We start from the raw sequence: 20,886 nt of genomic DNA on the forward strand, positions 1-20,886 counted from the left end.
GCACCCCGTCGGGTGCTGCGAGGAGAGGGGTCAGTCCGCCAGGACGTAGCCCGCCTCGCCGTGGATGGCGGTGTCGATGCCGGCGATCTCGTCCTCGTTCTTCACGCGGAAGCCCATCGTCTTCTGGATGATCCAGCCGATGAGGAGCGTCATGACGAAGGAGTAGGCGAGGACGGTGAAGGCCGCGAGGGCCTGCTTGCCGAGCTGGCTCGCGTCGCCGGTGAGGAACAGGCCCACGCCGGTGCCGAAGAAGCCGATGTAGAGCGTTCCGATGAGGCCGCCGACCAGGTGCACGCCGACCACGTCGAGCGAGTCGTCGTAGCCGAGGCGGTACTTGAGGTCGATCGCCAGCGCGCAGACGGCACCGGTGATGACGCCCAGGACGATCGCCCAGAACGGCGAGAGGCTGGCGCAGGCCGGGGTGATCGCGACGAGGCCCGCGACCGCGCCCGAGGCGGCGCCGATGGAGGTGGGCTTGCCGTCCTTGATCTTCTCGACGACGAGCCAGCCGAGGATCGCGGCGGCCGGAGCGGCGATGGTGTTGAGGAAGGCGACGGCCGCGATGCCGTCGGCAGCGAGCTCGGAGCCCGCGTTGAAGCCGAACCAGCCGAACCAGAGCAGTCCGGCGCCCAGGAGCACGAACGGCGGGTTGTGCGGCTGGTGCGCGCCCTTGGTGAAGTTGACGCGCTTGCCGAGCACCAGGGCGAGGGCGAGGGCCGCCGCTCCGGCGTTGATGTGGACGGCGGTGCCGCCCGCGAAGTCGATCGCGCCGACGCCGTAAGCGATCCAGCCGCCGTCGACGACGGTGGCGTCGTCGCCGAGGGTGAAGTTGAAGACCCACGAGGCGACCGGGAAGTAGACCACGGTGGCCCAGACGCCGGCGAAGACCATCCACGCGCCGAACTTCGCGCGGTCGGCGATGGCGCCGGAGATGAGCGCGACGGTGATGATCGCGAACGTCGCCTGGAACGCGGCGAAGGCCAGCGTCGGGTAGGCCGACGTCTGCTCGCCGAGTGCGTCGTTGTAGATGCCCTGCAGGCCGATCTGGGCGGTGTCGATGCCGAGGACGCCGTCGATGCCGACGAAGGTGTCGGTGCCCGCGGGGCCGGACGGGCCGTTGCCGAACGCGATCGCGTAGCCGTAGAGGACCCAGAGGACCCCGATGAGGCCCATGGCTCCGAAGCTGAGCATCATCATGCTGATGACGCTCTTCGCACGCACCAGGCCGCCGTAGAAGAAGGCGAGCCCGGGGGTCATGAGCAGGACCAGCGCGGCTGCGATGAGCAGGAACGCGGTATTGCCTTGATCCATTGTTGAACCTCTCGTGAGTGTGCAGAGAAAAGCCCGGAGCGAGGACGCTGCGTCGGTGCACGGCCTGGAGACACGCGGGTGTCGGGTCACCTCGGGTAGCCGACAGTCTGGTGGCGCGAGGTTTCGTCCCGTGAGGCACCGCGTTTCGCGGAGGTTACGGCCGCGGCCCCTGTGTAAAAAGCGCGTTACACCACGCTGGCGGACGGCACGACGACGACCCCGGGATCGCCGGGAGGAGAGCGGATCCGCCCCTAGGAGCGGGGCGCCATCGAGGTGAGCGCGATGAGGCGCGACATCGAGCGCAGGTACTTCTTGCGGTAGCCGCCGCTCAGCATGTCCCCGCCGAAGACCTCGTCCAGGGGCGTCCCGGAGGCGAGCACCGGGATCTGCGCGTCGTAGACCCGGTCGATGAAGGCCACGAGGCGCAGGGCGTCGGTCTGGTCGGTCAGAGCGGTGACGCCCCGCAGCACGATGGTGTCGACGCCGTCGATCACCTTGATGTAGCGGGAGGGGTGCACGGTGCCCAGGTGGTGCACGGCGTCCGCGAACGGGTCGTCGGTGACGACGGAGCCGGCCGGGGCGGCCGCGACGAGAGCGTCGATCTCCTCGTCGGTGCGCACCACGGCGTGGCCCTCGATGTCGCGGCGCCGGTAGTCGGTGCCGTCGATCCGCATCGTCTCGAAGTGGGCGGCCATCGACTGGATCTCGCGGAGGAAGTCCGCCGCGGCGAAGCGCCCCTCGCCCAGCGCGTTGGGCGGCGTGTTCGAGGTCGCGGCGATGCGGGTCCCGGAGGCGACGAGCTCGCCGAGGAGCCGGGTCATCAGCATCGTGTCGCCCGGGTCGTCCAGCTCGAACTCGTCGATGCACAGCAGCGCCGAGCCCTTGAGGAGCGAGACGGTCGCCGCGTAGCCGAGGGCGCCGACGAGCGCGGTGTACTCGATGAACGTCCCGAAGTAGGTGCGGCCCGGCACCGCGTGCCAGATCGCCGCGAGCAGGTGGGTCTTGCCGACGCCGAAGCCGCCGTCGAGGTAGACGCCCGGCTTGACCGCGGGAGCCTTCTTCCGGCCGAAGCCCAGGAAGCCGCCTCCGCCGCCCTTCGACCCGCCGCCGGCGGCGAACGCGCGGAGTGCCTCCACCGCGCCGGCCTGCGAGGGGTACTCCGGGTCGGGACGGTAGCTCTCGAAGGTGGCGCCCTCGAACTGGCGCGGGGGCACCAGCGTCGACGCGATCTCGTGCCCGCTGATCTGGGGCGAGCGGGCGGTCAGGCTGCTCGTCGATCGGACGTCGTCGGGGCTCACTCGCGTCTCGCATCCTGCGCACGGCGGGGGTCCGTGCGCTCAGTGGCGGCGGCCGCACCGGGCACGGAGCCGCCGCGGTTCTGTGTCGAACTCTTACGGCGCCCTCCGTGCGGCGTCGTCCGCGGACGCGTACTGTCGCTGAAGGGCGGGCTCCAGCGTAGCCCGCCGTGGAATCACGCCCGCGCTCCGCGCACCATCCTGGAGGTCCTCCTTGTCCGTCGAAACCGATCCGTCGCCGAAGTTCGCCTCCTACGCGCACCCCGAACGGCTCGTCAGCGCCGACTGGCTCGAGCAGCGCCTCGGAACTCCCGGTCTCGTCGTCGTCGAGTCCGACGAGGACGTCCTGCTCTACGAGACCGGCCACGTCCCCGGCTCCGTCAAGATCGACTGGCACACCGACCTCAACGACCCGGTGCAGCGCGACTACATCGACGGCGCCGCGTTCGCCGCGCTCGTCGGCGGCAAGGGCATCGCCCGCGACACCACCGTCGTGATCTACGGCGACAAGAACAACTGGTGGGCCGCCTACGCGCTCTGGGTCTTCACCCTCTTCGGCCACGAGGACGTCCGCCTGCTCGACGGCGGCCGCGACAAGTGGCTCGCCGAGGGCCGCCCGACGACCACCGACGCCTCCTCCCCGGAGCCCGCCGAGTACCCGGTCGTCGAGCGCAGCGACGCCGAGATCCGCGCCTTCAAGGACGACGTCCTCGCCCACTTCGGCAACCCGCTGATCGACGTCCGCTCCCCGGAGGAGTTCACCGGGCAGCGCACCACGGCGCCTGCCTACCCGGAGGAGGGCGCTCTGCGCGCCGGCCACATCCCGAGCGCGCAGAACGTGCCGTGGGGCAGGGCGGCCGCCGAGGACGGCACCTTCCGCCCCCTCGACGAGCTGAACGGCATCTACCGCGAGGGTGCAGGGCTGAAGGACGGCGACTCCGTCATCGCCTACTGCCGGATCGGCGAGAGATCCGCCCACACCTGGTTCGTGCTGACCCACCTCCTCGGCTTTAAGGGCGTCCGCAACTACGACGGCTCCTGGACCGAGTGGGGCAGCGCCGTCCGCGTCCCGATCGTGCAGGGTGCCGAGCCCGGCGAGGCCCCCGCGGCTCGCTGACGCGTCACGACGGAGGCCGGGAGCGCCGATCCGCCCTAGAGGCCGGATCCGGGCTCCCGGCCTCCGCTGCGACCGCCCGCCGCCTCCCGATGAGACACTGGACCCGATGACCGACACCACGCTCCCCGACGCTCTCCGCGACATCCGCGAGGAGTTCCTCGCCCTCGAGAAGCCGGAGCGCCTGCAGCTCCTGCTCGAGTTCTCGAACGAGCTCCCCGACCTGCCCGAGCGCTACCGCGACCACCCGGACCTCTTCGAGCGCGTGGAGGAGTGCCAGGCGCCCGTCTTCATCGTCGTCGACGTCGAGGGCGGGATCGTGCACCTGCACGCCACGGCTCCCCGCGAGGCGCCCACGACGCGCGGCTTCGCGTCGATCCTGGCGCAGGGCCTGGCCGGGCTCACCCCCGACCAGGTGCTCGCCGTCCCCGACGACTTCCCGCAGACCATCGGCCTCTCGGAGGCGGTCTCGCCGCTGCGCCTGCGCGGCATGACCGCGCTGCTCGGCCGCACCAAGCGGCAGGTCCGCGCGCACCTGGCCGCATGATCCTCCGGCCGCTCGTCCCCGCCGGTCCCCCGATCGAGATCGGCGAGGAGGGCGCTCGAGCGGCGGTCGCGGACGCCTGGCGCCCCGACGAGACGGTGCGCGTGCGCCTGAACATGATCGCGAGCGTCACCGGCTCCAGCATCGGCTCCGACGGCACCAGCGAGACGCTCACCAACCGCGTCGACCGCACGATCCTCGGAGTCATCCGCGAGCAGGCCGACGTGGTCCTCGTCGGAGCGGCCAGCGTCCGCGCCGAGGGCTACCGCGTGCCCCGGCGGGTCCCGCTCGCCGTGGTCTCCGCCTCGGGCGATCTCGCCGGGCACCGCCTGGAGCTGCAGGAGGGCTCCCGGGTCCTGCTGCTGGTGCCGGAGACGCGCGGCGCGGTGGAGGGTCTCCCCTCCGGCGTCGAGGTCGTCCGGGTCCCGTCCTCCTCGGAGCGGATCGGCGTCGACGAACTCCTGGACGCTCTCGCCGGGCTCGGCCTCCACCGCGTCGTCTGCGAGGGCGGCGCCTCGCTGGCGGGCCAGTTCCTCGCCTCGGGCCGGGTCGACGAGCTGTGCCTCACCACCTCGCCGCGGGTCGTCCTCCCCGGACTCCCGGTCGCGACGGGCACGGCCGCCGTCGACGACTCCTACGCCCTCACGCTGCTGGCCGCGGACTATTCCGGGGCCGTCTACGCCCGCTGGAGCCGCACGCGCTGAGAGCCGACCACCCGGCGTGCCTCCGCGTCCCGGGCGCGTCGGAACCCTAGTCTGCGATCGTGCCCGAATTCCCAGCGTCGTCCCAGCTCCCCGAGGAGTTCCGGGTCGCGACGGAGTCGATCCGCGCTGCTGCCACGCGCGCCGAGCTCACCGTGTCCGAGATCGCCTCGCCGTCGGGCCTCGCGCCCTGGGCCCTCGCCCTGTCGGGCGACGTCTCGCCGCACGCGCACGGACGCGACTCCGAGCTGGGCACGGGCCGCTTCATCCTGCTGTACGACCCCGAGGAGCCCGAGCAGTGGGGCGGCCCCTTCCGCGTCGTCTGCTTCGCCCAGGCCCCGCTCGAGGTCGAGATCGGCACCGACCCGTTCCTCGCCGAGGTCGCCTGGTCCTGGCTCATCGACGCCCTCGGGGCGCGGGGCGCCTCCTACTCCGCCGCGTCCGGCACGGCCACCAAGGTGCTCTCCACCGGCTTCGGCGAGCTCGCTGCTCAGGGGGACGGTGCGCAGATCGAGATCCGCGCCTCCTGGAGCCCGGATGATGCGCAGCTCGCCGCTCACGTGGAAGGGTGGGGGGAGCTGTTGTGCATGCTCGCGGGTCTCCCGCCCGTATCGAGCGACGGTGTGACCCCGCTCGCCTTCCGACGGAACAACCGTGACTGATTACCGTGTCCTCTCCACGCCCGACGAGTTCCTCGCCGCGGTCGACGCCCTCGCCGCCGGCGAGGGTCCCGTCGCCGTCGACGCCGAGCGCGCCTCCGGCTTCACCTACTCGCAGCGCGCGTACCTGATCCAGGTCTACCGGCGCGGCGCCGGCGCGTTCCTTTTCGATCCCCCCGCCATCGGCCGGATGGACGCCCTGCAGGCGGTCATCGGCCAGGAGGAGTGGGTCCTCCACGCCGCCAGCCAGGACCTCGCCTGCCTGCGCGAGGTGGGCCTGGACCCGGTGCGGATCTTCGACACCGAGCTCGCCGCCCGGCTCCTCGGACTGCCCAAGGTGGGCCTCGGCGCCGTCGTCGAGGACCTCCTCGGGATCCACCTGGCGAAGGAGCACTCGGCCGCGGACTGGTCGACCCGCCCCCTCCCGCAGAGCTGGCTCGTCTACGCCGCGAAGGACGTGGAGCTCCTCGTCGACCTCCGCGACCGCATGGAGGAGATGCTCATCGCCGCGCGGAAGACGCGCATCGCCCGCGAGGAGTTCGAGGCGACGCTCGCGCGCGCTCCCAAGGCGGTCCCGCCGGATCCGTGGCGCCGCCTCTCCGGCATGCACTCGCTCCGCGGCCCGCGCCCCCTCGCCGTGGCGCGCGAGCTCTGGCTGGCCCGGGACGCGTTCGCCCGCGAGCGCGACATCGCTCCCGGCCGCCTCATCCCCGACTCCTCGATCATCGCGGTCGCCCGCAACATCCCGACCAGCATCGGCCAGCTCTCGGGCCGCCGCGACTTCACCGGCCGCGCCAGCCGCGGCGAGGTCGAGCGCTGGTGGGCCGCGATCGAGCGCGGGACGACGACCGAGGACCTGCCGAGCCCGACCCGCCCGGCCGCCGACACGCTCCCCCCGCCCCGCGCGTGGAGCGATCGCAACCCGGCCGCCGACGCCCGCCTGAAGGCGGGACGCGCCGTGGTCACCGAGATCGCCGAGCTGCTCTCGCTCCCGGTCGAGAACCTGCTCACGCCGGAGCTGCTGCGCCGGGTGGCCTGGAACCCGCCCGAGCCGCTGACCGCGGAGTCGGTCGCCGCCGAGCTCAACCGCGCCGGCGCCCGCGCCTGGCAGGTCGAGGCCACATCGGGCTCGATCGCCACCGCGTTTGTCGAAGCGGCCCAAGCGCCGGCCGAGGGCACCGAAACCCCTTCGTAGGAAGCGGCAAAGGATTCCGGCTGCGCGGTGCCGGTTCCTACGATCGACGGCGACCGTGAGTTCCTGGGAGGCATTGTGGCCGAGAGATCCGAAGTCGTGTTCGTCGACGGAGTCCGTACTCCGTTCGGGCGTGCCGGCGAGAAGGGCATGTACTGGCAGACCCGAGCCGACGACCTCGTCGTCAAGGCGATGATCGGTCTGCTGGAGCGCAACGGCGCGCTGCCGAAGGAGCGGGTGGACGAGGTGGCGATCGCCGCGACCACCCAGCAGGGCGACCAGGGCCTGACCCTCGGCCGCACGGCGGCGCTGCTCGCCGGGCTGCCGAAGTCGGTGCCCGGCTTCGCCATCGACCGCATGTGCGCCGGAGCGATGACCTCGGTCACCGCGACCGCGGGCGGCATCGCGTTCGGCGCCTACGACGTGGTCCTCGCCGGCGGTGTGGAGCACATGGGCCGTCACCCGATGGGCTTCGGCGCCGATCCGAACCCCCGCTTCCTCTCCGAGCGCCTCGTCGGCGAGGACGCGCTCAACATGGGCCGCACGGCGGAGCGGATCCACGACCGCTTCCCGCACCTGACGAAGGAGCGCGCCGACCACTACGCCCTGCGGAGCCAGCAGAAGCTCGCCGCCGCGTACGCCGCCGGAGACATCCAGCCGGACCTCGTCCCCGTCGCCACGCGCAGCGCCGCCGGCTGGGGCCTCGCGACCGCCGACGAGGCGCCGCGTCCCGAGACGACCCTCGAGGGCCTCGCGGGCCTGCGCACCCCGTTCCGCCCCCACGGCCGGGTGACCGCGGGCAACTCCTCCGGGCTCAACGACGGAGCGACGGTGTCGCTCCTGGCCAGCGCCGAGGCCGCGCAGGAGCTGGGTCTGTCCCCGAAGATGCGGATGGTGAGCTTCGCCTATGCCGGGGTCGAGCCCGAGATCATGGGCATCGGCCCGGTCCCCTCCACCGAGAAGGCCCTCCGCAAGGCGGGCCTCGGCATCGAGGACATCGGGCTCTTCGAGCTCAACGAGGCGTTCGCCGTGCAGGTGCTCTCCTTCCTCGACCACTTCGGCCTCGACGACGACGACCCGCGGGTCAACGAGTACGGCGGAGCGATCGCGATCGGGCACCCGCTCGCCTCCTCCGGCGTCCGGCTGATGATCCAGCTCGCCCGGCAGTTCGAGGCGCACCCCGAGGTGCGCTACGGAGTGACGGCCCTCTGCGTCGGTCTCGGCCAGGGCGGCACGGTGATCTGGGAGAACCCGCACTACGACGGCAAGCGCGGACGACGGAAGGGACGCTGACACATGCTCGACGGATTCGAGAACCTCGTGGACCTCGCCGAGGGCGAGGTCGTCACCCACTCCTACGTCCGCGACGTGCCGCTGCCCAGCGGCCGCACTCTCGCCCTGATCACGCTCGACAACGACCGCGACCACACCCGCCCCAACACCTTCGGTCCGGCGTCGCTCTTCGAGCTGGCGGACGTCCTCCTGGCGCAGAAGGAGCGCGCTGCGCGCGGCGAGATTCAGGCGGTCGGCATCACCGGCAAGCCGTTCATCCTCGCCGCGGGAGCCGACCTCAGCAAGGTCGGGGCGATCCCCAGCCGTGAGCTCGGCCGCCAGCTGGCGCGCCTGGGCCACCGCACGCTGGGGATGCTGGCCGAGCTGGGCGTGCCGTCGTTCGCCTTCATCAACGGGCTCGCCCTGGGCGGCGGCACCGAGATCGGCCTGAACGCCGACTACCGCACCGTCGACTCCTCCATCCCCGCGCTCGGGCTCCCCGAGGTCTTCCTCGGCATCATCCCCGGCTGGGGCGGCGCGTGGCTCCTGCCGAACCTGATCGGCATCGAGAACGCCCTCAAGGTCGTCGTCGAGAACCCGCTGAAGAACAACCGCACCCTCAAGGGCCAGGAGGTGTTCGACCTGGGCATCGCCGACGCGGTCTTCCCGCCCGCCGCCTTCCTCGAGGACTCGCTCCGCTGGGCCGACGGCGTGATCGGCGGCTCCGTGAAGGTGGAGCGGCCGAACGCGCCCGGCAAGCTGGAGCGGCTGGTCAAGTGGGACGTCGCGATCTCGATCGCGCGCAAGCAGCTGGAGTCGCGGATCGGCACGGTCGCGGCGTCGCCGTACCGCGCGCTGGAGTTGCTCAAGGCCGCGAAGAACACCACCCGCGAGGAGGGCTTCGCCGCCGAGGACGAGGCGCTGGCCGATCTGATCTCGGGTGACCAGTTCCGCGCGAGCATCTACGCGTTCGATCTGGTGCAGAAGCGCGCCAAGCGTCCCGCGGGAGCGCCCGACAAGGCGCTGGCCAAGCCCGTCACCAAGGTCGGGGTCGTCGGCGCGGGCCTCATGGCCTCGCAGTTCGCGCTGCTCTTCCTCCGCCGCCTCCAGGTCCCCGTGGTCATCACGGACCTCGACCAGGAGCGCGTGGACAAGGGCGTCGCGGGCATCCGCGCCGAGATCGACGCGCTGCTGGCGAAGGGACGCGTCTCCCCCGACGACGCGAACCGCCTCCGCGCACTGATCACCGGCACGACCGACCGCTCCGACTTCGCCGACGCCGACTGGGTGATCGAGGCGGTCTTCGAGGAGCTGTCGGTGAAGCAGGAGGTGTTCGCCGACATCGAGCGCTACGTCTCGCCCACGGCGGTCCTCGCGACCAACACCTCGTCGCTCTCGGTCGAGCGCATCGGCGAGCGGCTGCAGCACCCGGAGCGCCTCGTCGGCTTCCACTTCTTCAACCCGGTCGCGGTCATGCCGCTGATCGAGGTGGTCCGGACGCCGCACACCGACGACGAGACGCTCTCGACCGCGATGGTCACCGCCGCGAAGCTCAAGAAGAACGCCGTCATCACGCGGGACACCCCGGGCTTCGTGGTGAACCGCGTGCTGGCGAAGGTCCTGGGCGAGGCGATGCACGCGGTCGACACGGGCACTCCCTTCGAGGTCGTCGAGCAGTCGCTGGCTCCGTTCGGCCTGCCGATGACCCCGTTCGAGCTGCTCGAGCTGGTGGGCCTGAAGGTCGGCGCGCACGTGCTCGACACCCACCACGCCGCGTTCCCCGACCGCTTCTTCGACAGCCCCAACCTGCACCGCCTGGCCGAGCTCGGTCACGTCTTCGAGCGCGACGCGAAGGGGCGGGTGAAGGGCGTCGACAAGCGCGCGGTCGCGATCGTCGCCGGCGGCACGGAGCCGATGACGGCCGAGCAGCTGCGGCTGCGCGTCGAGACCGGTCTCGCGGACGAGGTCAAGCGGATGCTGGACGACGACGTCGTGCACGCCGCCGAGGACATCGACCTCTGCCTGATCCTCGGCGCGGGCTACCCGTTCCAGATGGGCGGGCTCACGCCCTACCTCGACCGCGTCGGAGCGAGCGAGCGGGCGTTCGGGGACACGTTCCACCACCCCGCGATCCGCGGCGTCGACTGACGCGGAGGGGGGCGCCGCTCCGCGGTCGGCGTCTCCTCTCTTGCCCGGCCCCTTCGCCGACTATCCGCTCGTCCGGCTCGCCCGATCCGCCGGGGACCGTGCGATCTGCAGGGGAATGTGTCGTGTTGAGGGACACGTGCGATCTGCAGGGGAACGTCCCGTGTGCAGGGACACGTGCGATCTGCAGGGGAACGTCCCGTGTGCAGGGGATCGATTCGATAGAGCTCGTTCCACGCGGCAGAAGCACCGTTCCGGCGCAGAACGCCTGCAGATCGCACCTGCACAGGAGACGATCCCCTGCAGACGGCACAGGCTCCTGCAGACGGCACAGTCCCCTGCAGATCGCACACGCGCGTGCAGAAGACACCCGCGACTGCAGACGGCACCGCGACCGGCGCCCTCAGCGCCTGCGATCAGCGCTTGCGCCCGGCTTCCGCGCCCGGCACGACGGCCGCTCAGTCGCTGCGGGCGTCGTCCCGGGCCTCGACCTCGTCCGGGAGCGGACGGGCGACCGGGATCTTGCTGCCCAGCACCTGAGCGACGACGTCGCGGGCGATGTGCTGGGGAGTGAGCCCGACGTCCTCGAGGATCTCCTCGCGCTTGGCGTGGTCGAGGAACTGGTCGGGCAGCCCGAGCTCGGTCACCGCGGTGTCCACGCCGGCCTCGCGCAGGTCCTGGCGGATCCGCGTGCCGATCCCGCCGACGCGCACGCCGTCCTCGATCGAGACGACGATGCGGTGCTCGCGGGCGAGCTCGATGATGCTGGTGGGCACGGGCACGACCCAGCGGGGGTCGACGACGGTGGCGCCGATGCCCTGCGCGGCGAGCCGCTGGGCGACCTCGAGGCCCATCGCGGCCATCGGCCCGACCGTGACCAGCAGCACGTCGTTGCGCTCGGCGCGGGCGAGCACGTCGACCCCGTCGCCGAGGCGCTCCACGGCCTCGATCTCGTCGCCGACGCTCCCCTTCGAGAAGCGCACCACGGTCGGCGCGTCGGTGACGCCGACGGCCTCGCGCAGCTCCTCCCGCAAGCGCACGGAGTCGCGCGGCGCGGCGAGGCGGATGTTCGGGACGACCTGGAGGATGGCCAGATCCCACATGCCGTGGTGACTCGGACCGTCAGGCCCGGTGACTCCGGCGCGGTCCAGCACGAAGGTGACGCCCGCGCGGTGCAGCGCGACGTCCATCAGCACCTGGTCGAAGGCGCGGTTCACGAAGGTCGCGTAGAGCGCGACCACGGGGTGCAGCCCGCCGAAGGCGAGACCGGCGGCCGAGGTCACGGCGTGCTGCTCGGCGATGCCGACGTCGAAGACGCGCTCCGGGTACTTCTCGGCGAGGCGGTCGAGACCGACGGGCCGGAGCATCGCGGCCGTGATGCCGACGATGGTCGGGTCCTCGTCGGCGAGGGTGACGATCTCCTCGGCGAACACCGACGTCCACGAGCGGGCGCCGGCCCCGCTCAGCGGCTCGCCCGTCTCGGGGTCGATCTGCCCGACGGCGTGGAACTGGTCGGCGAGATCGTGCACGGCCGGGCCGAAGCCCTTGCCCTTCTGGGTGATCGCGTGCACGATCACCGGCTGGCCGTAGTCCTTCGCCTGCTGGAGGGCCTCCTCCATCGCCGTCAGGTCGTGGCCGTCGATCGGCCCCAGGTACTTGATGTCGAGGTTGGAGTAGAGGGCCTCGTTGTTGATGAAGCGGCTGAGGAAGCCGTGGAGGCCGCCGCGCACGCCGCGGTAGACGGCGGCGGCGGGGCCGCCCAGCCGCTCGGAGACGGCCCTGGAGCCGCGGTGCATCGTGCGGTACGTCGGCCGCGTGCGGACGCCGTTGAGGAAGCGGGCCATGCCGCCGATGGTCGGGGCGTAGGAGCGCCCGTTGTCGTTGACCACGATGACCAGACCGCGGGAGTTGTCATCGCTGATGTTGTTCAGCGCCTCCCAGGTCATGCCGCCGGTGAGGGCGCCGTCGCCCACGACCGCGACGACGTGGCGGTCGGTCTGGCCGGTCATCGTGAAGGCGCGGGAGATGCCGTCCGCCCAGGACAGCGAGCTGGAGGCGTGCGAGCTCTCGACGATGTCGTGCGGCGACTCCCTCCGCTGCGGATAGCCGGCGAGGCCGCCGCGCTGCCGGAGCTTAGAGAAGTCCTGGCGACCGGTGAGCAGCTTGTGGACGTACGACTGGTGGCCGGTGTCGAACACGATCGCGTCGTGCGGCGAGTCGAAGACCCGGTGGATCGCGATGGTCGTCTCGACGACACCGAGGTTCGGACCCAGGTGACCGCCGGTCTTCGAGACCTCGCGTACGAGGAAGTCCCGGATCTCCTGCGCCAGCGTCTCGAGCTCGGCCGCGGTCAGGCGATCGAGATCGCGAGGACCGCCGATGGTCTCGAGAACAGCCATGCGCGCCGCCTTCCGGGGTCGTGAGCGAGGTGGGACGTCTCCCGAGTCTACGCACGGGGTCCCCGGGAACGCGTGTGCGCCTCCCCCGGAGGGGAGGCGCACACGTTCTGCGGCTGATCTAGACGAGCGAGCGCAGCACGTACTGCAGGATGCCGCCGTTGCGGTAGTAGTCCGCCTCGCCGGGGGTGTCGATGCGGACGACCGCGTCGAACTCGACGGTCTGCTTGCCCTCGGCCGAGTGCTCGGTCGGCTCGGCGACGACGTGAACCGTCTTCGGGGTCACGCCCTCGTTCAGCTCCTCGATGCCCGAGATGCTGATCGACTCGGTGCCGTCCAGGCCCAGCGACTCCCAGCTCTCGCTGGCGGGGAACTGCAGCGGGACGACGCCCATCCCGATCAGGTTCGAGCGGTGGATCCGCTCGAAGCTCTCGACGATGACCGCCTTGACGCCCAGCAGGCTCGTGCCCTTGGCCGCCCAGTCGCGCGACGAGCCGGAGCCGTACTCCTTGCCGCCCAGGATGACGAGCGGGGTGCCCTCGGCCTGGTAGTTCTGCGACGCGTCGTAGATGAACGACTGCGGGGCGTCCGGCTGCGTGAAGTCGCGGGTGTAGCCGCCCTCCACGCCGTCGAGCAGCTGGTTGCGCAGGCGGATGTTCGCGAAGGTGCCGCGGATCATCACCTCGTGGTTGCCGCGACGCGAGCCGTAGGAGTTGTAGTCCTTGCGGTCGATGCCGTGCTCGTCGAGGTAGCGGCCGGCGGGGCTGTCGGCCTTGATCGAGCCGGCGGGGCTGATGTGATCGGTCGTGACGGAGTCGCCGAGCTTGGCGAGCACGCGCGCACCGGCGATGTCGGTGACCGGGGTCGTCTCCATCGTCATGCCGTCGAAGTAGGGGGGCTTCCGCACGTAGGTCGACGACTCGTCCCACTCGAAGATCGAGCCCTCGGGGGTCTGCAGCGCGCGCCAGCGCTCGTCGCCGTCGAACACGCCCGCGTACTGGGTGTCGAACATCGACTTGTCGATCGACGAGTCGATCGTCGCCTGCACCTCGGCAGCGTCGGGCCAGATGTCCTTGAGGAACACGTCGTTGCCGTCGGAGTCGGTGCCGAGCGCGTCGACCTCGAAGTCGAAGTTCATCGAGCCGGCGAGCGCGTAGGCGATGACGAGCGGCGGGCTCGCCAGGTAGTTCATCTTCACGTCCGGGTTGATGCGGCCCTCGAAGTTGCGGTTGCCCGAGAGCACGGCGGTGACGGCGAGGTCGTTGTCCTGCACCGCGGCCGAGATCTCCTCGAGCAGCGGGCCGGAGTTGCCGATGCAGGTCGTGCAGCCGTAGCCGACGGTGTAGAAGCCGAGCGCCTCGAGCGACTCGGTCAGGCCGGCCTTCTCGTAGTAGTCGGTGACGACCTTCGACCCGGGCGCCAGCGTGGTCTTGACCCACGGCTTGGCCTTCAGCCCCTTCTGCGCCGCGTTGCGGGCCAGCAGGCCGGCCGCGAGCATGACCGACGGGTTGGAGGTGTTGGTGCAGGAGGTGATCGCGGCGATCGCGACGGCTCCGTGGTCGATCGTGAACGTGCCGCCCTCGCCCAGCTCGACGGTGGTCGGCTTGGAGACTGTCGCCGGCGCGTGCGAGCGGTGCGTGTGCTCGTGCATGCTGTGCTCGTCCTGCGGCTGCAGCTCTCCCGGGTCGGAGGCCGGGAAGGACTCGGTCAGGGTGAGGTCGACGATGTCGTGGGTGACGTCGGCGTAGTTGGTGAGGTCCGCCTCGAACTGCGTCTTGGCCGAGGTCAGCTCGATGCGGTCCTGGGGGCGCTTGGGGCCGGCGATCGAGGGGACGACGGTGCCGAGGTCGAGCTCGAGGTACTCGCTGAAGACCGGCTCGACCGCGGGGTCGTGCCAGAGCTTCTGCAGCTTGGAGTACTGCTCGACAAGGGCGATCTGCTCGTCGCTGCGGCCGGTGAGGCGCAGGTAGTCGAGGGTCACGTCGTCGATGGGGAACATCGCGGCGGTGGAGCCGAACTCGGGGCTCATGTTGCCGATGGTGGCTCGGTTCGCGAGCGGCACCGCGGCGACGCCGGCCCCGTAGAACTCGACGAACTTACCGACGACGCCGTGCTTGCGCAGCATCTGCGTGATGGTGAGCACGACGTCGGTCGCGGTCACGCCGGTCGGGATCGAGCCGGTGAGCTTGAAGCCGACGACCTTCGGGATGAGCATCGAGACGGGCTGGCCGAGCATCGCGGCCTCCGCCTCGATGCCGCCGACGCCCCAGCCGAGCACGCCGAGGCCGTTGACCATCGTCGTGTGCGAGTCGGTGCCCACGCAGGTGTCGGGGTAGGCGCGCAGCGCGCCGCCCACCTCGCGGGTCATGGTGACGCGGGCCAGGTACTCGATGTTGACCTGGTGCACGATGCCGGTTCCAGGCGGGACGACCTTGAAGTCGTCGAAGGCGGTCTGGCCCCAGCGGAGGAACTGGTACCGCTCGCCGTTGCGCTCGTACTCGAGCTCGACGTTGCGCTCGAGCGCGTCCTCGGTGCCGAAGAGGTCGGCGATGACGGAGTGGTCGATGACCATCTCGGCGGGCGCGAGCGGGTTGATCCGGTTCGCGTCGCCGCCCAGGGCCGCGACGGCCTCGCGCATGGTGGCGAGGTCGACGATGCAGGGCACGCCGGTGAAGTCCTGCATGACCACGCGGGCCGGCGTGAACTGGATCTCGGTGTCGGGCTCCGACTCCGGGACCCACTCGCCGAGGGCGCGGATGTGGTCGGCGGTGATGTTCGCGCCGTCCTCCGTGCGGAGGAGGTTCTCGAGCAGCACCTTGAGGCTGAACGGGAGCTTCTCGTGACCGGGGACCCGGTCGATGCGGAACACCTCGTAGTCGGTCGAGCCGACCTTCAGGGTGTCTTTCGATCCAAAGCTGTCTACCGCGGACACGTCGCCCTCTCCTTCGCTGACTGCAGCGTCCGCCGACGGGCGGAGCCGCTCTCCGTCCTCATCTTGACGACCGCGCACAGCGGCCTGCCACCAAGGAGGACCTAACTCCTCGACGCCGAGGCGCCCGGTCGACCTCGCCGCGACGGTGCGGGGAGGCGAGCGCTATTTATCTCGACGTCGAGACAATTCTACGCACGATCCGGAGCATCGCCCGCATCGGCGCTCTCGGCGGCCCCGCGGTACTCGGCCCGGACGGCGAGCACGGTGAGCACCAGCAGCGGCGCGTACAGGGGCAGGCCCAGCGCCAGCTTCCAGATGCCCAGCGCCGTGGTGTCCTCGGCGAGGAACAGGGGGTACTGCACGGCCAGGCGCAGGAGGAAGAGTCCCGCCCACGCGAGAGTGAGGGCGCCGAAGAGGCGCCGCTTCCGCCGGTCGGACCGCCAGGTCGTGCCGTCCCCCATGAGGAAGCCGGCGGCGACGCCGATCAGGGGCCAGCGCACGAGGACGGAGATCAGGAAGACGAGCCCGTAGACGAGGTTGGTGAGCAGCCCCAGGGCGAAGTTGTCGACGCCCCGCCCGGTGAACAGCGCCAGTGCGGCCGAGACCACCACGGCGAGCAGTCCGCCGACGGCCTGGATCACCGGCGTCCGGCCGAGCACCCGTGCGACGGTGAACGCCACGGCGAGCCCGACGGACGCGACCAGGGAGAGCACCAGCTCCGCGGTGACCGTGTAGAGCAGGACGAAGGCGATGCCGGGCACGACGGCCTCGAGGATCCCGCGGACACCGCCCATGGTGCGCAGCAGCGCCCTGCCGTCGAACGGCTCGCCGTCGGCGACCGCGCCGAGGCCCGAGCGGCGGGCCGCCTGCGCGATCGCGTCGCCCACCTCGGGCCGGACCGGCTCCTCCGGGCGGGCCGGGTCCTCGGGCCGCACCGGCTCCATGCCGGTCAGCTCGCGCTCTGCTGGGTCTGGCTGCCGGTCGGCACCTTCAGCGGGATCAGGTCGCGCGGAGGCATCGGGCCGCTGCCGCGGACCACGACGATGCTGCGGAAGAGCTCCTCGATCGAGGCGGCGGCCTGCTCATCGACGGCTCCGGCTCCGGCGATCACGCCGCGGAGGAACCAGCGCGGACCGTCGACGCCGACGAACCGCGCGACGCGGGTCTGGCCGCCGGCGATCGGGAGCTCGGCGACGAGCTCCGGACCGAAGACGCCGTCCCGCTCCGTCGTCGATCCGCCCTGACGGCCGATCTGCTCGGCGATCTGGCCGCGGATCTCGTGCCAGAGGCCCGAGGACCGCGGCGCGGAGAAGGGCTGGACCTGCAGCGTCGACCCGGCGTAGTCGAGGCCGACGGCGATGACGCGCTTGGTCCCCTCCTCGACCTCGAGGCGGATGTGCATGCCCTCGCGCGGGAGCACCTTCACCCCGCCGAGGTCGATGTACGGGCGGACCGGGTTGGCCTCGCGCTCGTCCAGCGGTCCGGCCTCCGCCCGGTCCTCCGGCGCCGACTTCTCGAAGTCCTGCTGGACGGGCTCGGCGGCCTCGCCGGCCGTGGGCTGGATGTCGCTCATGCGCTCTCCTCGTGGATTCTGGTCTCCTGGGCGCCGGCGGCGTACCCGGTGGATCCGAAGCCGCCCGTGCCGCGGACCGACTCGGGAAGCTCGTCGACGGCCGTGAACCTCGCCTGGACGACGGGGACGATCACGAGCTGCGCGATCCGGTCCCCCGCCGAGACGCGGTAGGTCTCGCGGCTGTCGGTGTTCAGCAGCGCCACCCGGATCTCGCCGCGGTAGCCCGCGTCGATCGTGCCAGGGGCGTTGACGACGGTGATGCCGTGCTTGAAGGCGAGCCCGCTGCGGGGGACGACGAAGCCGGCGTGGCCCTCCGGGAGGGCGACGGCCACTCCGGTGCCGACGGAGGCGCGCTCACCGGGGGCGAGCACCACGTCCTCCGTCGAGTGGAGATCGGCTCCCGCGTCGCCCGGACGGGCGTAGGAGGGGAGCCGTTCCGCGGTGATCGGGACGTCGACGGTTGCAGGCACGTGACGAGGGTAGACCAAACGTCTGATCCAATAGGGTCATGCCGTCCTACCGAGAGAGGCTGTGGCCCGCGCCCTGGCTCTTCGTCGCCACCGCCCTCGTGATCCCCGCCAGCATCCTGGTGTTCGCGCCCATCGACTTCGCGGTGGGGGTGATCGTCGCGGTCGTGCTGTACGCGGGCTGCGTGCTCTCGCTGCTCGCCCTCTCCCCCGTGATCGAGGTGGCGGAGGGGGAGCTGCGCGCCGGCCGCGCGCACATCCCGCTGGACCTCGTGGGCGAGCCGTCCTCGTACACGGGGGACCAGGCGTTCGCCGAGCGGGGGACGCGCCTGGACGCGCGGGCCTACCTGGTCATCCGCGGCTGGGTGAAGGACGTGGTGCGGGTCCCGATCGAGGACCCGGCCGACCCGACGCCGTACTGGCTGGTCTCCACCCGCCGCCCGGACGACATCGTCGCCGCGATCCGGGGATCACGGCGACGGAGCGGTCGTCCTTCGGGGCCGGGAGGCGCTTAAGCGGCGCACTCCAGGCAGATCGGTCCGAGCTTCTCCTCGTGGTCGATCTGCGAGCGGTGCTTCACGAGGAAGCAGCTCACGCACGTGAACTCGTCCGCCTGCGGCGGAAGGACCACGACGTCCAGATCGAGGTCGGACAGATCGGCACCGGGCAGTTCGAATCCGCCCGGGTTGTCGGCGTCATCGACGTCGACGACTCCGGACATCTTGTCGGGGACTCGCTCCTTCAGGGCCTCGATCGACTCGGAGTCGTCATCGGTCTTGCGGGGGGCGTCGTAGTCCGTAGCCATTCCCATCCACTTCTTATTTCTGCTGTTCAACAAATCGGCGGGGTCAGTGTGCATCACGACGCATCGATTCGCAAACCACCTCGAACGGCTCTTGACACCCGCTCGCCTCGCCTCCTTCCGCACCAACTTTCGACCCGCCCGGGGTATTCCCGGCCGATCGCCCGGGCGCGTGGCATCCTTGCCCGGTCCGCGTCCAGAAGGAGGGTCCCCACGATGATGGAACTGAAGGTGATCGGCGTCGAGGGCGGGTCGCTCGTCCTCGTGTCCGAGGGCGGCGAGCGCTTCTCGGTCCGCATCGACGAGACGCTGCAGAGCCAGCTGCGGCCGCGGGTCCACACCCTCCCGCCGCGCGAGAAGCGCGTCTCCCCCCGCGAGATCCAGGCCCACATCCGCTCCGGGCTCTCCGCCGAGGAGGTCGCCGAGCTCACGGGCGCCGACCTGGGCTACGTCCAGCGCTTCGAGGGACCCGTCACGGCCGAGCGCGAGCACATCGTCGCCTCCGCTCTCGCCGTGCGCGTCTACACGACCACCGACCCCGATCCCCTCGAGGAGGGCACGCCGTTCGGCGACGTCATCCGCGACCGCCTCGCGTCCCTCGGCGCCGAGGGCGAGCAGTGGTCGAGCTGGAAGGAGGAGGAGGGCTGGGTCGTCAAGCTCCTCTTCCGCTCGGACGAGATCGACCACGACGCCCGCTGGCGCTTCGACCCGCGGAAGGCGCTGCTGTCGCCGTTGACCTCCGAGGCGATCACGCTCTCGCAGCAGGGCGAGATCCGGCCGACCCTCATCCCGCGCCTGCGCGCCGTCATTCCCGCCGCCGTCGACGAGCTCGCCACGCGCTTCGACCCCGAGTCCGCGGAGGCGCCGACCCGCTCCGCTCGGGCCGATCACCCCACGGCCGGTCGTCCCGCCGCCATGCCGCACGCCCGTCCGGCCGCGGTCCGCCCCTCCGACACGGAGCCGCAGCCGGCCCTCTCCGAGACGCCGCGGCCGATCTCGACGCTCCCCCGCCCCGTCACCAGCACGACGGAGCAGCGCGAGCGCAACCTCAACGACACCGCCGACCTGCTCGACGCCCTGCGGCGTCGCCGGGGCGAGCGCGACCACGCCTCGAGCCTCCGCGTCCGCGAGGAGCCGGAGCCCGAGGCGGAGGCCGCTCCTCCTGTCGAGAAGGCGCCGGAGCCGCCGCGCACCGCTCCCCCGGTCCCCGAGCAGCCGTCCGGCGTGCGCGGGAGCGTCCGGCGGGGACGGGCGTCGATGCCGAGCTGGGACGAGATCGTCTTCGGGGCGCGCAGCGACGACTGACCCTCCGGGGGCGCGCGGCTCCGCGAAGCGGGTCCGGGCCCTCGGCCCGGCTCAGGCCAGCGCGCCGAAGCGGAGGAGCGGAACCTGCGTCTCCTCCGGCGTGAGCGAGCCGTGCTGCCCGATCATCGAACGGCCCGAGGAGTCGTCCGCCGGGTAGTAGGCGATGGTCCTCCGCGCCGCGACGAACACGTCGCCCATCCGCTCGGCCGCCGCCGGCGAGACCTCGCCGAACCAGCCGCTCGCGGCGACCTCGTCGCGCGTCGCGATCCAGGCGCGCGCGCCCTCCGCCTCGATCCAGCGCCGCGCCACCTCGTCGGGGTCGACGCCGGGCTCGAGGTGCAGCTGGAGGCAGCGGGGCTCTCCGCCGAGGTGGCGGACGCCCTCGAGCAGCGGTCCCCGCTCGACGAGCACGTGCGAGGACGCCGGGACGTCCACGATGCCGTGGTCGGCGGTGACCAGCACGCTCTCCCGGGCGGAGAGCCCGCGGACCGCTCCGCCGACCTCGCCGTCCAGGAGCTCGAGCGCGGCCGTCCACTCCGGCGACTCCCAGCCGCGAGCGTGCGCCGCCTGGTCGAGCTCGGGGACGTAGAGGTACACGAGCTGCCGGCCGCCCTCGTCGAGCAGGGCGCGCGCGGCCGTGAAGCGCTCGGCGACGCCGCCGGCGGAGTGGTACTCGGCGCCGCGCAGGATCGCCCGCGTGAGACCGGAGCGGGCGTACCGCGCGGGGCCGATCACTCCGGCCCGGACACCGGCGGCCGAGGCCTGCTCGAAGACCGTGGGGTGGGGCTGCCACGCCTCGGGCACCATGCGGTCGTCCCAGCCGGAGAGCTGGTTGACCAGGCGGTCGGAGGCGCGGTCGAGCACGCGGTAGCCCACCATCCCGTGCCCGCCCGGGCGCAAGCCCGTCGTCAGGCTCGCGAGGGCCGCCGCGGTGGTCGTCGGGAAGCCCGAGACGAGCGTGGTGCCGCGGTTGAGGGCCGGAGCGAGCGTGCGCGAGTGGCCCGAGCGCTGGCGGAGGTTCGCGGCTCCCAGGCCGTCGACCAGGACGACGACGATGCGCTCGACGCGGGGCGAGCCGAAGAGGCCGGGGCGGCCCAGGAGCGCGTCGAGGGCGCCCGGCAGGACGTCGGCGAGGCTCCGCCGCCCGTCGGGGGCTGGCGGTAGCATGTGGGTCATCG

18 protein-coding genes are annotated in these 20,886 nt (G+C 71.7%); 9 read left to right on the forward strand and 9 right to left on the reverse strand.

Annotated features, from left to right (window positions below):
* Positions 1 to 30: 30 nt before the first annotated feature.
* On the reverse strand, positions 31 to 1,311 hold the full coding sequence (locus tag GSU45_RS08190) for an ammonium transporter (protein ID WP_104222080.1): 1,281 nt from the start codon (positions 1,309 to 1,311) through the stop codon (positions 31 to 33).
* A 251-nt stretch (positions 1,312 to 1,562) separates the two neighbouring features.
* Complete coding sequence (gene zapE / locus GSU45_RS08195; RefSeq protein WP_159914148.1) at positions 1,563 to 2,609, reverse strand: cell division protein ZapE; 1,047 nt, start codon at positions 2,607 to 2,609, stop codon at positions 1,563 to 1,565.
* Positions 2,610 to 2,820: 211 nt separating this feature from the next.
* On the opposite strand from zapE, the gene GSU45_RS08200 reads away from it, so the two are divergent.
* The 7 genes from GSU45_RS08200 (at position 2,821) to GSU45_RS08230 (ending at position 10,236) form a co-directional block, all read left to right on the forward strand.
* Positions 2,821 to 3,723 (forward strand): sulfurtransferase, encoded by a 903-nt coding sequence (locus GSU45_RS08200; RefSeq protein WP_159914150.1) that lies wholly within the window; start codon positions 2,821 to 2,823, stop codon positions 3,721 to 3,723.
* A 106-nt stretch (positions 3,724 to 3,829) separates the two neighbouring features.
* Positions 3,830 to 4,267, forward strand: coding sequence for a SufE family protein (locus tag GSU45_RS08205; RefSeq protein ID WP_159914152.1), 438 nt, complete (start codon positions 3,830 to 3,832; stop codon positions 4,265 to 4,267).
* Positions 4,264 to 4,968: a dihydrofolate reductase family protein gene (locus tag GSU45_RS08210; protein ID WP_159914154.1), complete on the forward strand. Its 705-nt coding sequence runs from the start codon at positions 4,264 to 4,266 to the stop codon at positions 4,966 to 4,968. Before GSU45_RS08205 ends, GSU45_RS08210 begins: the two co-directional genes overlap by 4 nt.
* Before the next feature lie 59 nt (positions 4,969 to 5,027).
* Entirely contained in the window at positions 5,028 to 5,627 is a 600-nt protein-coding gene (locus GSU45_RS08215; protein ID WP_159914156.1) for a DUF3000 domain-containing protein, read from the forward strand.
* Positions 5,620 to 6,819, forward strand: a complete 1,200-nt coding sequence (locus GSU45_RS08220; protein ID WP_159914158.1) for a ribonuclease D — start codon at positions 5,620 to 5,622, stop codon at positions 6,817 to 6,819. The genes GSU45_RS08215 and GSU45_RS08220 overlap by 8 nt, the downstream gene beginning before the upstream one ends.
* 75 nt (positions 6,820 to 6,894) lie before the next feature.
* Positions 6,895 to 8,109: a thiolase family protein gene (locus tag GSU45_RS08225; protein WP_159914160.1), complete on the forward strand. Its 1,215-nt coding sequence runs from the start codon at positions 6,895 to 6,897 to the stop codon at positions 8,107 to 8,109.
* 3 nt (positions 8,110 to 8,112) lie between these two features.
* Positions 8,113 to 10,236, forward strand: coding sequence for a 3-hydroxyacyl-CoA dehydrogenase NAD-binding domain-containing protein (locus GSU45_RS08230; protein WP_159914162.1), 2,124 nt, complete (start codon positions 8,113 to 8,115; stop codon positions 10,234 to 10,236).
* Between the two features lie 455 nt (positions 10,237 to 10,691).
* Here the strand turns inward: GSU45_RS08230 and dxs are convergent, their stop codons facing one another.
* The 5 genes from dxs to dut form a co-directional block, all read right to left on the reverse strand.
* Complete coding sequence (gene dxs / locus GSU45_RS08235) at positions 10,692 to 12,632, reverse strand: 1-deoxy-D-xylulose-5-phosphate synthase (RefSeq protein ID WP_159914164.1); 1,941 nt, start codon at positions 12,630 to 12,632, stop codon at positions 10,692 to 10,694.
* A 118-nt stretch (positions 12,633 to 12,750) separates the two neighbouring features.
* The gene (acnA, locus tag GSU45_RS08240; protein WP_159914166.1) at positions 12,751 to 15,561 is read right to left on the reverse strand and encodes an aconitate hydratase AcnA; all 2,811 of its coding nucleotides are present in this window, start codon (positions 15,559 to 15,561) and stop codon (positions 12,751 to 12,753) included.
* A 188-nt stretch (positions 15,562 to 15,749) separates the two neighbouring features.
* Positions 15,750 to 16,505: a DUF3159 domain-containing protein gene (locus GSU45_RS08245; RefSeq protein WP_159914168.1), complete on the reverse strand. Its 756-nt coding sequence runs from the start codon at positions 16,503 to 16,505 to the stop codon at positions 15,750 to 15,752.
* Between the two features lie 5 nt (positions 16,506 to 16,510).
* On the reverse strand, positions 16,511 to 17,134 hold the full coding sequence (locus GSU45_RS08250) for a DUF3710 domain-containing protein (RefSeq protein WP_159914170.1): 624 nt from the start codon (positions 17,132 to 17,134) through the stop codon (positions 16,511 to 16,513).
* The gene (gene dut / locus GSU45_RS08255) at positions 17,131 to 17,604 is read right to left on the reverse strand and encodes a dUTP diphosphatase (RefSeq protein WP_159914172.1); all 474 of its coding nucleotides are present in this window, start codon (positions 17,602 to 17,604) and stop codon (positions 17,131 to 17,133) included. Before dut ends, GSU45_RS08250 begins: the two co-directional genes overlap by 4 nt.
* Before the next feature lie 38 nt (positions 17,605 to 17,642).
* Here dut and GSU45_RS08260 point away from each other — a divergent pair, with 38 nt between their 5' ends.
* Positions 17,643 to 18,116 (forward strand): DUF3093 domain-containing protein, encoded by a 474-nt coding sequence (locus GSU45_RS08260; protein WP_104275681.1) that lies wholly within the window; start codon positions 17,643 to 17,645, stop codon positions 18,114 to 18,116.
* On the opposite strand, the gene GSU45_RS08265 is transcribed toward GSU45_RS08260, so the two are convergent.
* Complete coding sequence (locus GSU45_RS08265) at positions 18,113 to 18,406, reverse strand: DUF4193 domain-containing protein (RefSeq protein WP_055792269.1); 294 nt, start codon at positions 18,404 to 18,406, stop codon at positions 18,113 to 18,115. The genes GSU45_RS08260 and GSU45_RS08265 overlap by 4 nt on opposite strands.
* Positions 18,407 to 18,619: 213 nt before the next feature.
* Here GSU45_RS08265 and sepH point away from each other — a divergent pair, with 213 nt between their 5' ends.
* Positions 18,620 to 19,708, forward strand: a complete 1,089-nt coding sequence (gene sepH / locus GSU45_RS08270; protein WP_159914174.1) for a septation protein SepH — start codon at positions 18,620 to 18,622, stop codon at positions 19,706 to 19,708.
* Positions 19,709 to 19,759: 51 nt separating this feature from the next.
* Here the strand turns inward: sepH and GSU45_RS08275 are convergent, their stop codons facing one another.
* Positions 19,760 to 20,884, reverse strand: a complete 1,125-nt coding sequence (locus GSU45_RS08275; protein WP_244248062.1) for a nucleotide pyrophosphatase/phosphodiesterase family protein — start codon at positions 20,882 to 20,884, stop codon at positions 19,760 to 19,762.
* Between the last annotated feature and the right edge of the window lie 2 nt (positions 20,885 to 20,886).

Origin of the sequence: Rathayibacter sp. VKM Ac-2801 (assembly GCF_009834245.1) — a bacterium.
GTDB lineage: Bacteria > Actinomycetota > Actinomycetes > Actinomycetales > Microbacteriaceae > Rathayibacter.

Coding starts and splice junctions, on each gene's coding strand:
- GSU45_RS08190 (WP_104222080.1), bottom strand. CDS start 1,311: ATGGATCAAGGCAATACCGCGTTCCTGCTCATCGCAGCCGCGCTGGTC.
- GSU45_RS08205 (WP_159914152.1), top strand. CDS start 3,830: ATGACCGACACCACGCTCCCCGACGCTCTCCGCGACATCCGCGAGGAG.
- GSU45_RS08210 (WP_159914154.1), top strand. CDS start 4,264: ATGATCCTCCGGCCGCTCGTCCCCGCCGGTCCCCCGATCGAGATCGGC.
- GSU45_RS08230 (WP_159914162.1), top strand. CDS start 8,113: ATGCTCGACGGATTCGAGAACCTCGTGGACCTCGCCGAGGGCGAGGTC.
- dxs (WP_159914164.1), bottom strand. CDS start 12,632: ATGGCTGTTCTCGAGACCATCGGCGGTCCTCGCGATCTCGATCGCCTG.
- GSU45_RS08245 (WP_159914168.1), bottom strand. CDS start 16,505: ATGGAGCCGGTGCGGCCCGAGGACCCGGCCCGCCCGGAGGAGCCGGTC.
- GSU45_RS08250 (WP_159914170.1), bottom strand. CDS start 17,134: ATGAGCGACATCCAGCCCACGGCCGGCGAGGCCGCCGAGCCCGTCCAG.
- GSU45_RS08260 (WP_104275681.1), top strand. CDS start 17,643: ATGCCGTCCTACCGAGAGAGGCTGTGGCCCGCGCCCTGGCTCTTCGTC.
- GSU45_RS08265 (WP_055792269.1), bottom strand. CDS start 18,406: ATGGCTACGGACTACGACGCCCCCCGCAAGACCGATGACGACTCCGAG.
- sepH (WP_159914174.1), top strand. CDS start 18,620: ATGATGGAACTGAAGGTGATCGGCGTCGAGGGCGGGTCGCTCGTCCTC.
- GSU45_RS08275 (WP_244248062.1), bottom strand. CDS start 20,884: ATGACCCACATGCTACCGCCAGCCCCCGACGGGCGGCGGAGCCTCGCC.